Here is a 12495-nt window from a genome sequence, read left to right on the forward strand (position 1 = left end):
GTAAAACTATGACGGTAAAGAGAACTGCTATAGAGAAGGACTTGATACCCTATAGCCAAAGAAAACCGGCTAACACGATGCATACGTGTTAGTCCGGTTTTTGTTTAGAAAATAGGTTTCCTACCTGTTGATTGCGTGTGGCTTGGATTAGATCAGCGTGTAGCCGCCATCCGGGAACAGCACGCTTCCGGTGGTGAACTTGTTCGTCATCAGATACAGCACGGTATGCGCGATTTCCTCGTTATAACCCACCCGATGGAGCAAGGTTACTTCCTTATATTCCTCAAAAGCTTGCGCCCGCTGTTCGCCCTCGGGACCGTCTCTCCAGATAGTGCCGGGAGATACAACATTGACCCGTACCGGAGCCAATTCTACCGCCAAAGCTTTACCCAAGCTTTCGATTGCGCCGTTTGCCGCCCCGTATGTAGCGCCAAAGCCCATCGGCCGCTGGCTGAATGCTCCAGACATGAGGACGATGGAGCCTTCCCTGGAAATATGCGGAACCGCATGCTTGGCAGCGAAATATTGCGGCCAGAATTTCCCCTCAAACGGCGTCTTCGCCTTTTCCGTATCAATCGTGATCGGACCACGTGTGTAGCTCGCGCCTGGTGTAAACAGATGGTCGAATGCGCCGACCTTTTCAAAAAATGCCTGCACTTCCTCCTCCTTCTGATTATTCAGTTGGAAGGTTTCCACCAATTCGGCAGGGATAACTTTCTTCGCCTGCTCCAGTTTCTCCGCAGAACGTCCAGCGATCACGATACTCGCTCCCTGCTTTGCTGCTTCTATCGCTGTTGCCAGCCCTATACCTGCACTGCCGCCAATGACGACGACACGTTTATGATGTAAATTCATACAATTCTCAGCTCCTTTGTACGGATTATATCATAACTATTTTATTAGCATACATAATTTTATTCGGATGGGCTTTCCTGCACCGTGCTTTTGCGGTAGGATGTCGGCGACTGACCGGACCAGCGCTTGAATTGCCTGCTAAAATGCGCAATGTTCCCGTAGCCGAGCATATCGGTAATTTGCTGCACCGTCCATTGGGGATCTGCTAATAGTAACTTGGCCTCGTGCAGGACAAGGCCAGACAGATACACACGGGGAGATACACCGAAGACACTACGAAATACACGATTACAATGGGAAACGCTAATCCCTAATTCCGATGAAATGCCTTCAATCCCATCATGCTTTTCTACAGAGTCGATTTGTCCAAAATGCTGATTCACTCTGCCCTGAAGTCGGCTGGCAATCTGATAGGCAAGCTCAGCCTGCACGTATCCGCGCCCCGGCAGATGTGCCGCTTCACTGGACACCGCCTCCCACAACGTAGCGAACAGCTCAAATACGGCAGATTGTATCCGCATACGCTTCGCCACCGAATCTCCTGCTTTTTCGGCATCGGGCGTGGAGAGGTCGAGCAGCTTATCCAGCGCTGGTCCCATCTGCCTCGCTACCGCACCTTCGGCTGGAAACAGCACTTGCTCCAGACGACTCAGCAACGAAAGAAACAACTTGTCATCAATGTCGAAATGCATGCAAAAATACGTAAAGCCCTCCCCGCTGCTGTGGCTGGAGTGAAAGATTCCCGGTCGCAGCAGCACCAGATCCCCCTGCCGCTGTGTATAGCTGCGACCATTCACCACCATCACCTGCTCTCCTGCAAGCACGATATTAATTTCATATTGAGGATGCTCGTGTGGTGGGTAGTTCCAGTCCCTTCCGACACTTCGCGTATGAATGGCAAACAGATTGACCGTCGTTCGCACATCGGGAAAAAAGAATTCCTCTCCAGTAGCTGTAGGATCTGGATGGTCTGGGCGATTCGGTACACGTGGTGACGACATGCTTCCCCTCCTTGCGTACATAGGATTTTACTCCAGTATATCGTTTTCGGCGCGATTTGGATAAATTAATGCGCGATTTGACAATGGCTCCCCGGAGCGTAGCATGCTAGGCTCTATATGAGATCAAGTGAGTATAGCATATGGCGAATATATGAACATGCTGCAAAATACTTTTGTATATGAAAGTCACTCTTTATGTTGAAAGGGGTTTCATTATATGACGAAAAATATATTTTATAACACGCAACACTCACCTATCGGAGCCTTCTCCAGCTTTACGCTCGGGTTCAAAGGTAATCGGGGTGGACTCGGCCTGGAGCTGGGCAAGCCAGCAGATGAAAATGTATATATCGGGCTGCAATCCAGAGACGGTGAGGTATATGAGGCGCTTCCCTTTTTTACAGTCGCACAGGACGAAAGCGCCCGATACGATGTGGAGAAAAAGGATAAACGAACGGAGCCGCAGCTCGGTGCCTTTGCCGATCAAGACATTACCCGTGAGCTGAAAGCGGGCACGGATACATGGAGTGCTGGAGATTTAACGTTCCGGCTGTATTCTCCTGTCCGTCCGGTGCCGGAGCCGGGAAAAGCGGATGCGGATGAGCTGCGGGCAGCGCTGGTTCCGGCGGTATTTGCCGAGCTTACGGTCGATAATACGCAGGGAACGGCTGCGCGGAGAGCTTTTTTCGGCTATCAGGGCAGTGATCCGTACAGTGGCATACGCATTGTAGGAGAAGACCCACGCAGGGACGCTGTGGATTCTCCCCACTCGCAAAGACTCACGGGCGTTGGCCAAGGGCGCAGCACAGCTATTGTGACTAATAGCAGCGAAGCGATACCTGCAAGTGGATTTGCAATGGAGAACCTTCTCGGGGAAAGCATGGACGAGAATTTATCCTTTGGCCTGGGCGTGACGGGTGCGCTCCTCATGGACGTTCCCGCAGGCGAAAAGCGCACGTATTCCTTCGCCATATGCTTCTATCGCGGCGGTATCGTGACGACAGGCATCGAGGCGACGTATTACTATACTCGTCTATTCAAGGATATTGAAGACGTGGCGAGCTATGCTTTGGAGCATTTTACAGACCTGACCGCAGCCTGTATTCAGACTAATCGCTGGATGGAGTCGGTAAGCTTGAGCCCGGATCAGGAATTTATGCTCGCGCAGGCGATTCACAGCTATTACGGCAGCACCCAGTTGCTTAGTCAGCAAGCGGATGGAGAACCGATCTGGATTGTGAACGAAGGCGAGTATCGGATGATGAATACGCTCGATCTGACGGCGGATCAGCTCTACTATGAATTGATTTTGAACCCGTGGACGGTACGCAACGAGCTGGAGTGGTTCGTCAAACGGTACAGCTACCGGGATGAGGTACGGTTTCCGGCAGACGAACAAACCTATCCGGGCGGCATCACGTTTACGCATGATATGGGCGTGGCAAATGTGTTCTCCCGTCCGGGGTACTCCTGTTATGAGCTGGCAGGGATTGACGGTTGCTTCTCTTATATGAGCCACGAAGAGCTGGTGAACTGGCTATGCTGCGCCACAGTGTATATCGAACAGACACAGGACCAGGCGTTTACGACGCGTATGCTGCCTATCTTGCGTGAATGCTTTGATAGTATGCTACAGCGGGATCATCCAGACCCGGCACAACGAAACGGCTTAATGGGCTTGGATAGCTCCAGAACCCTTGGAGGCACAGAAATTACAACCTACGATAGTCTGGACGTATCGCTGGGCCAGTCCCGCAACAATATTTATTTGGGCAGCAAATGCTGGGCGGTATATGTTGCGCTGGAAAAGCTATTTGCCTCAGAAGGGCTTGCTTCCCTTTCACGGGAAGCAGGCTTACAGGCAGACAAATGCGCAGCAGCGATCACGGCGCAGATGACAGACAAGGGCTATATTCCTGCCGTCATTCAGGAGGGCAATGATTCACAGATTGTCCCTGCGATTGAGGGGCTGATCTTCCCTTACTTCACAGGCTGCGAAGAGGCACTTCAACTCAATGGGCGATTTGGCGGATATATCCAAGCGCTGCGACGCCATTTGGAAACGGTGCTGGCACCGGGAGTTTGCCTGTTCAAAGATGGAGGCTGGAAGCTGTCATCAACCAGTAACAACTCCTGGCTGAGTAAAATCTATCTGTCGCAGTTTATTGCCCGTGAGCTGCTGGAGCTGCCTTGGGAGGAAGCAGGGCAGGCCGCAGATGCTGCCCATGTCTCATGGCTCCTGCACCCTGAGGAATCCTATTGGTGCTGGAGCGACCAAATGCTCTCCGGTATTGCCCACGGCAGCAAATATTATCCGCGCGGAGTTACCGCTATTTTGTGGCTGTATGAAGGCAAGGGCAACCGTCTGGTTCTTCCCCGGCACATGAGTCTGGATCAGGAGCAGCATGCCTGACACTAACCTTCACCTGCCCAAAAGGAGGCCCCAAATATGAGCAAGCGCAGGGATATGCAAAAAGAGAGCGGCTATGACGCTTGGCTGCATTATCACCGCAATCGCAAGGTGGAGGATTTGCCCGCTTGGTGCAGAGTCATCGTGGTTCAAGAGGCAGATGAAGTGCTTCACACGGCTGCGAGTGAGCTTCAGCACGGATTGACCTCCATGTTCGGACAGCAGCCGAAGATTAGTACCGTTCCTGTGAATGCGCCATTCATTGTGCTAGGTACGTTCGGAGGGCACCCGTTGGCGGCAGAACGATTTAGCGCAGAAGAACAGGCAGATGTGAGCGCAGAAGGCTACCGAATTCGTGGGATAGGGATTCCGCACCCGGCACATTCAGCTTCGTATGACTACGATGATGATGACATAAAGAGAGCGTACGTCACGATCGCCGGGCAGACCACCAAAGGCGTATTATACGGGGTTTTTCATCTGCTGCGCTACCTGCAAGGAGGACTGGATGGTGAGCTGAAGCCCGTCACCGAATCCTTGCACGCCCCCCTTCTGGATGTGTTATCCAATCCGGCTAATCCCATCCGCATGATCAACCACTGGGATAACATGGACGGTAGTGTGGAACGCGGATATGCGGGAACATCCATTTTTTTCGAAAATAATGCCTTTACTACAAATATGGACCGCCTTCGAGACTATGCCCGTCTACTTGCCTCTGTTGGCATTCAGGCGCTGTCCATTAACAATGTGAATGTCCATCACGTAGAAACAGAGCTGATTACAGACACATTTCTACCAGATGTGGCCAAAGTGGCTGCGGTGTTTCGCGCCTATGGCATCCAAATCTATTTGAGCATTAATTATGCCAGCCCTATTCAGCTCGGCGGGTTAACCACCGCGGATCCTCTGGACCCTGGCGTAGCTGAATGGTGGCAGGCCAAAGCCCGGGAAGTTTACGCCGCCGTTCCTGATCTGGGCGGCTTCGTGGTAAAAGCCGATTCCGAGAATCGGCCCGGGCCGTTCAGCTACGGGCGTCATCACGCCAATGGAGCCAATATGCTGGCAGATGCGTTGCGGCCCTGCGGCGGACGGGTGATTTGGCGTTGCTTTGTCTATGACTGCAAGCAGGACTGGCGTGACCGCAAGACGGATCGGGCTCGCGCGGCCTTTGACCATTTTAAACCACTGGATGGGCTGTTTCGGGAAAATGTCATTTTACAGATTAAAAATGGTCCCATGGATTTTCAGGTGCGGGAGCCTGTCTCCCCCCTGTTTGGCGCGCTGGAAGCTACCCAGGTATTGCTGGAATTCCAGATTGCACAAGAATACACGGGACAGCAGCGGCATCTGTGTTACCTTGTTCCGCAATGGAAGGAGGTACTGGATTTTGACACCTACGCACAGGGAAAAGGCTCCACCATCAAGCGCATCGTGAACGGCGCTCTGCATAGCAAGAGCGATTCTGCTTCTCCTTCCTCCACCAAACACACCAACTATGGGATCGCAGCTGTATCCAATATTGGAGCGGACACCAATTGGACCGGACATCTGCTCGCCCAGTCCAATCTTTATGGCTACGGTCGGTTGGCATGGGACCCGGAGCTATCCGCAGACGAAATCACTGATGAGTGGGTTCGGCTGACGTTTGGCGGACAAGGAAAGAGTGACAGCGGTACAGATTTCATTCCTGCTATTAAGCAAATGCTGCTCGATTCATGGAATATCTACGAGTCCTACACCGCCCCGCTTGGGGTCGGCTGGATGGTCAGCCCCGGTCACCACTATGGGCCAGATGTAGACGGCTACGAATATTCGATGTGGGGCACCTATCATTTTGCTGATTGCCGTGGCATCGGGGTGGATCGCACGACCGCAACTGGAACGGGGTATGCAGGACAATATTTTTCTCCCCATGCCAATATCTACGAATCTACTGAAACCTGCCCGGATGAGCTGCTATTATTCTTTCATCATGTTCCTTATACGCACGCGCTCCACTCTGGTCAAACCGTCATTCAACACATTTATGATACACATTTTGATGGTGCAGAACGTGCGGTCGGCCTCAGAGACACATGGATTAGTCTGCGGGATCATCTGGATGAAGCGATCTATGAACAGGTACTGGAGCGGCTGGAGCATCAGGCTGAGCACGCCAGGGAATGGCGGGATCGGATCAATACGTATTTTTACCGAAAAAGCGGCATTGCTGACCAGAAGAATCGCCCTATTTATTAAGCCTGGATTTTGAAAAATCCTCAAGCAGTAATAACCCTTGCAATACTTTCATACAGGCTGGAACAAAGCTTCTATACGTCTAGGTTCTCTTTCCCCTATGCTGGCATTGGCTATCCGCACATTACTAAAAGGCATGCGTCTTACTCAGACCTATGCCTTATTTTTTTGCCTGAACTCATATTAAGGACACGGTTGCTAACTCAAAATGTCATATTTCTCCACCCCGAGTGTGCAATAAATTCTTCTTTTTGTGCAACCGCTTGCTTTATAATCATTTTGTAAACGTTTACAGAATGTTATCGAAATAGACTATGCTTTGGGGAGGATGATCGGTTTGACCTTGTATCGAAGTCTATGGAACAAAGGGTGCCTGATTCTGCTAAGCCTTGTGCTATCTCTGACCGCCTTCATTGGCTCACCCTCCAATACGGCAAGCGCTGCGGTTGCTGACGATTTTCAGGCTTCCGTCATGGGGCCGCTGGCGAAAATCAATGACTGGGGCGCATTCAAAAAGCAACTGCAAACGCTGAAAAGCAATGGCGTGTATGCCCTCACCACCGACGTCTGGTGGGGTTATGTGGAGAGTGCAGGAGATAACCAGTTCGATTGGAGCTACTACAAGACCTATGCAGATGCGGTTAAAGAAGTGGGCCTGAAGTGGGTTCCCATCATCTCTACGCATAAGTGCGGTGGAAATGTAGGTGACGACTGCAGCATCCCGCTGCCAAGCTGGCTGTCTAGCAAGGGCAGTGCAGATGAAATGCAGTTCAAGAACGAAAACAGCTATGTCAATAATGAAGCCCTTTCGCCGCTATGGAGCGGGGTCGGCAAGCAATATGATGAGTTGTATGCCTCGTTTGCTGAAAATTTTGCCGGGTACAAAAGCATCATTCCCAAAATTTATTTAAGCGGTGGCCCTTCCGGTGAATTGCGATACCCGTCCTACTATCCGGCGGCAGGATGGAGCTACCCGGCACGTGGCAAGTTCCAGGCCTATACCGAAACAGCCAAAAATGCATTCCGCACGGCCATGAATGAAAAGTATGGATCATTGGACAAGATTAATGCGGCTTGGGGTACCAAGCTAAGCAGCCTTAGCCAAATCAATCCGCCGACTGACGGGGACGGATTTTACACGAACGGCGGGTATACTTCCACCTATGGGAAGGATTTCTTGTCGTGGTACCAAAGCGTGCTTGAAAATCATCTGGGGTTCATCGGAGCAGCTGCCCACAAAAACTTCGATTCTGTGTTCGGTGTCCGTATCGGAGCCAAGATTTCCGGCCTGCACTGGCAGATGAACAACCCTGCCATGCCTCACAGCACGGAGCATGCAGGTGGATATTATGATTACAATCGTATTATTCAAAAGTTCAAGGATGCCGATCTGGATCTAACCTTTACTGCACTGGAGATGAACGACAGTGGCACAGCACCTAATTATTCCTTGCCGTCCACACTGGTAGATACCGTCTCCTCGATCGCGAATGCCAAGGGCGTTCGCCTGAATGGTGAAAATGCGCTCCCAACGGGTGGCAGCAGATTCCAGAAAATTGAAGAGAAAATCACAAAGTTTGGTTATCACGGCTTTACGCTATTGCGCATCAACAATCTCGTCAACAACGACGGCTCACCAACCGGTGAACTGGATGGATTCAAACAGTATATTATCAGCAAGGCCAAGCCAGGCGATAACGGCGGCGGTACAGGCAACCAAGTAACTGTATACTACAAAAAAGGCTTCAACTCGCCTTACATTCACTACCGCCCGGCTGGCGGAAGCTGGACGGCTGCACCTGGCGTGAAAATGCAGGATGCCGAAATTAGCGGCTATGCTAAAATCACTGTCGATATCGGCTCTGCCTCCCAATTAGAGGTTGCCTTTAATGATGGCAATAACAACTGGGACAGCAACAACACCAAAAACTACCTTTTCAGCACGGGGACTTCTACCTACACTCCAGGCGACAGCGGCAAAGCAGGAGCCGTCACATCAGGTGCTCCATCCGGTACCAATCCCGGAGAAGGCGGCGGTACAACCAACAAGGTAACTATATACTACAAAAAAGGCTTCAATTCGCCTTACATTCACTACCGCCCGGCAGGCGGGAATTGGACTGCCGTGCCTGGTGTGAAAATGCAGGATGCCGAGATTAGCGGCTATGCTAAAATTACTGTCGATATCGGTTCTGCCTCCCAATTGGAAGCCGCTTTTAATGACGGTAATAACAACTGGGATAGCAACAACACCAAAAACTACTTCTTCACCACAGGTACTTCTACCTACACGCCCGGCTCTAACGGAGCCGCAGGATCTATCCAAACGGGGTCGCCTTCGGGCGGCTCCACTCCCACCGAACCGAGTAATCCCCCCAATCCATCTCCCCTTGGTACAGACTGGAGCAAGCAGAGCATTTACTTTATCATGACAGACCGATTCAGCAACGGGGATACATCGAACGATAATTACGGTGGCTTCAATTCCAACAACAGCGACCAGCGCAAATGGCATGGCGGCGATTTTCAAGGCATTATCAACCAGCTCGACTACATTCAAAATATGGGCTTTACCGCCATCTGGATTACTCCGGTAACGATGCAAAAGAGCGAATTCGCTTACCACGGCTATCATACGTATGATTTTTATGCGGTAGATGGACATCTTGGAACAATGGACAAATTCAAAGAGCTGGTCCGTAAAGCACACGACAAAAATATGGCTGTTATGCTGGACGTAGTCCCCAATCACACGGGCGATTTTCAACCAGGGAACGGCTTCGCCAAGGCTCCTTTTGACAAAGCAGACTGGTATCATCACAACGGCGACATCACAGGGGCAGACTACAGCTCCAACAACCAATCGAAAATCGAAAACGGTGACGTGGCCGGATTGGATGACCTGAATCAGGACAACCCCGCAACAGCGAACGAGCTTAAAAACTGGATCAAATGGTTGTTGAACGAGTCAGGAGTCGACGGACTGCGGGTGGACACTGCCAAGCATGTACCCAAAGGCTTCTTAAAGGATTTTGACGAAGCAGCCAATACCTTCACCATCGGTGAGATTTTTAGTGGCGATCCCGCTTATGTGGGGGATTACACCCGATATCTCGATGCCGCACTGGATTTTCCAATGTATTATACGATCAAGGATGTGTTTGGACGCGATCAATCCATGACCAAAATCAAGGAACGCTACTCGGATGATCGTCACTATCGCGATACCCAGACCAACGGCGTATTTATCGACAATCATGATGTGAAACGTTTCCTCAACGAGGCCTCCGGCAAGCCTGGTGCCAGCTCTGACAAATGGCCGCAGCTCAAGGCCGCCTTGGGTTTTACTTTGACATCGCGCGGGATTCCAATTATCTATCAAGGCACCGAGCAAGGATTTAATGGCGGAGATGATCCTGCCAACCGGGAAAACGCCGTTTTTAACGCCAATCATGAGCTGTACCAGTACATTGCCAAGCTGAACCGTGTGCGCAACAGCCACCCTGCCCTGCAAAACGGCAATCAAAAGGAAAAATGGGCAGATGACTCCTTTTACAGCTTCCAGCGCTCTAAAAACGGCGACGAGGCCATCGTACTCATCAACAACTCGTGGAACAGCCAAACCCGCACGATCGGCAACTTTGACAACCTGTCCAACGGCACCCGTCTGACCAACCAATTAAGCAACGACTCCATTCAGATCAACAACGGTTCGATCACCGTGACTCTCGCTCCGAAGGAGATTAAAATTTTCACCAAATAACCGCCGCATTTGGTTACATCGATTATTCAAATGTGCTAAAATAAATGATAGAAGGATATACTAAAAAAGAGCAAGGATGCTGGTAACATCCCTACTCTTGGCAACAGCCGCTTTGAAGAGCGGTCGGCTGAACAGGGCTAGCTCTATTAGAAATAGACCGTTTTTCCTTGTCCAGGGCGGTCTATTCCTTTTTGTTTTGGTTCAACGCAATAACAATCGTAACGATTAATCCGATCAACGCTACTAATAGCGTGCCGAACATCATCATTAATGTCAGAGCATCTTTAACCTCCACAGGCATCACCTCCCTTCCGGGAGACTTAGCCGACCGCCACCTAAGCCATTCTGTTGTTAATAGAATTATAGCACGTAAAAACGTCCTTCGGCGACTGTATTTTACAGTTGACTCTACTAACCTCAGACGATCATTCATCATCTTCCTTCTCATACATACTCTACTTCTTCTCTAATGGATAACCTATAAAACAAAACAGGGCACCTGCAACGAAGCGTACACTTCGTTGCAGGTGCCCTGTTTATATATAAACAACGTGGGATTACTTAGGCCTCAGTAGCCACGTTGATATTGTTCAGGAACAGAAGAACGGAAAGAGATTCCCCAGCCGAGGTATCTCCGTATTTTGCGTTATGTAGCCATGATATATGTTGTATGTCGCAGATATATTGTACACAATCTATTATCCACAACTTAATAACTTTTTGCAAGTATATATTTAAATAATATTAGATATTTTTTTGTTCAGATAAGTTAAACTCAAAAACTATACAAAAAAAAGACGCCCTTACGGACGCCTTAGCGCGAAACCAGTTTTATTGTGCCGAGCCTAATTGCACCCATGCTTTTTCAATCTCAGCAACTGCCTGATCCTTGTTCATGTTGCCGCTGATATAAGCCTGCATCAGCTCGCCAAATTTTTGATGGAACGTGTCCAGCGAGTAGTTGACAGACAGATCACCAGACTTCGACGTTTTCAAAATGCTTTCCATTTCCTTAGGCATTTCCAGATCAGGAAGCGGCGCATCCTTGATTGGAGGAATGACCTTGGCTACCTGAGAGAACCAGTTCTTACCGTATTCCGAAGTGTACAGCCAGTTGAAAAATTCAATCGTCTCCTTGGCTACTTCCGAATCCTTGTTAATACGCAGCGCTTGGTCAGCACCGGTAATAATGACCGATTGATCAGCCTTGTCACTTACCGGATAGCCCATAATGCCAATCTTGAGGTCAGGATTAATCTTCTTGATCGCTTCCTCATCCCATGCGCCTTTCCCCGTCATAAACGCAGCTTTACCGGATGCAAAATCACTCACTTCCGCATTACTGTCCCGTTCCAGCGGCTTATCCGTGCCATGCTTCACCGTCAAATCAATAAAGCTAAAGAAGTTGTTGTACAGCACCGGATAGTCCTTGATTTTCGCTTTGCCTGCAATAAAATCATTGACGAGCTGCTTCGGCTCTACACCTGCATCCTGCGCGGCGGCATCTACATAGTGCTGGAAGATGTGCTTCCATACCCACCACTCTTTATATGCATTTGCAAATGGTGTAATGCCCTTCGCCTCAAGCTTGGTGACTGCGTCCTGCATTTCTGCAATCGTCTTCGGCGGGGAGGTTACCCCAGCCTTGGTAAGCAAATCCTTGTTGTAAATCAGCGTAAACAGGTTCCCCTTCACCGGGAAGCCCAGCACTTTGCCGTCACTGGAGCTCATATTCGCTCGAACGGCATCCGTCATGGCTGCCGCCAGCGGCTCATTCGTCAGATCGGCGCTATAATCAGCATACGTGTCGATATCGCCTCCTGCCGTGGTCTGGAATACATCTGGTGTACTGCCTGAGGCAATTTTGGATTTGAGAATGGTGTTATAGTCCGCCTGCATAATTTCCAGATTGATCTTCACATTTGGCTTGACCTTCTTATACTCTTCGATATACGCGTTAAAAGCATCGGTATACTCCGGTGAGGCTGTGAACATATTTATTGTAACCGTTTTCAATTCTTCTTTGCCACCAGCATTCCCTTTCGCCGCATCTGAGTCGCCGCTGCTTCCGCATCCGCTCAACAAACCGACCGTCAAAAGCAAACTGCCGGATAACGCCATCATCTTCTTTAACATGGATACTCCCCCATTTATTCGTGATCAACGTCCATGCGCTCATTCTAAAAAATATAGTCCGATTTAAAAAGGCAGATTAGTGAAGCATTAAG

The 12495-nt window shown here is 50.0% G+C and carries 7 protein-coding genes; 3 read left to right on the top strand and 4 right to left on the bottom strand.

The features are described 5' to 3' along the window. Positions 1–147 precede the first annotated feature (147 nt). Positions 148–855, bottom strand: a complete 708-nt coding sequence (locus tag ABIA61_RS15585) for an SDR family oxidoreductase (protein WP_283653803.1) — start codon at positions 853–855, stop codon at positions 148–150. A gap of 59 nt (positions 856–914) precedes the next feature. Further along, positions 915–1856, bottom strand: coding sequence for a helix-turn-helix domain-containing protein (locus ABIA61_RS15590; protein ID WP_283653804.1), 942 nt, complete (start codon positions 1854–1856; stop codon positions 915–917). Between the two features lie 217 nt (positions 1857–2073). On the opposite strand from ABIA61_RS15590, the gene ABIA61_RS15595 reads away from it, so the two are divergent. From ABIA61_RS15595 to ABIA61_RS15605, 3 genes are all read left to right on the top strand, one after another. After that, the gene (locus ABIA61_RS15595; RefSeq protein ID WP_283653805.1) at positions 2074–4269 is read left to right on the top strand and encodes a glycoside hydrolase family 52 protein; all 2196 of its coding nucleotides are present in this window, start codon (positions 2074–2076) and stop codon (positions 4267–4269) included. A 36-nt stretch (positions 4270–4305) separates the two neighbouring features. Next, positions 4306–6507: an alpha-glucuronidase family glycosyl hydrolase gene (locus ABIA61_RS15600; protein ID WP_283653806.1), complete on the top strand. Its 2202-nt coding sequence runs from the start codon at positions 4306–4308 to the stop codon at positions 6505–6507. Between the two features lie 334 nt (positions 6508–6841). Next, positions 6842–10267: a family 14 glycosylhydrolase gene (locus ABIA61_RS15605; protein ID WP_283653807.1), complete on the top strand. Its 3426-nt coding sequence runs from the start codon at positions 6842–6844 to the stop codon at positions 10265–10267. Between the two features lie 181 nt (positions 10268–10448). Here ABIA61_RS15605 and ABIA61_RS15610 read toward each other — a convergent pair whose 3' ends face one another. Together ABIA61_RS15610 and ABIA61_RS15615 are read right to left on the bottom strand one after the other, a co-directional pair. Then, on the bottom strand, positions 10449–10562 hold the full coding sequence (locus ABIA61_RS15610) for a putative holin-like toxin (RefSeq protein WP_283653808.1): 114 nt from the start codon (positions 10560–10562) through the stop codon (positions 10449–10451). Between the two features lie 536 nt (positions 10563–11098). Further along, positions 11099–12403, bottom strand: a complete 1305-nt coding sequence (locus ABIA61_RS15615; RefSeq protein WP_283653809.1) for an ABC transporter substrate-binding protein — start codon at positions 12401–12403, stop codon at positions 11099–11101. Positions 12404–12495: the final 92 nt, after the last annotated feature.

It is taken from the genome of Paenibacillus sp. RC21 (assembly GCF_044907935.1).
GTDB lineage: Bacteria > Bacillota > Bacilli > Paenibacillales > Paenibacillaceae > Paenibacillus > Paenibacillus terrae_A.

Coding starts and splice junctions, on each gene's coding strand:
- ABIA61_RS15600 (WP_283653806.1), top strand. CDS start 4,306: ATGAGCAAGCGCAGGGATATGCAAAAAGAGAGCGGCTATGACGCTTGG.
- ABIA61_RS15590 (WP_283653804.1), bottom strand. CDS start 1,856: ATGTCGTCACCACGTGTACCGAATCGCCCAGACCATCCAGATCCTACA.
- ABIA61_RS15595 (WP_283653805.1), top strand. CDS start 2,074: ATGACGAAAAATATATTTTATAACACGCAACACTCACCTATCGGAGCC.
- ABIA61_RS15585 (WP_283653803.1), bottom strand. CDS start 855: ATGAATTTACATCATAAACGTGTCGTCGTCATTGGCGGCAGTGCAGGT.
- ABIA61_RS15615 (WP_283653809.1), bottom strand. CDS start 12,403: ATGTTAAAGAAGATGATGGCGTTATCCGGCAGTTTGCTTTTGACGGTC.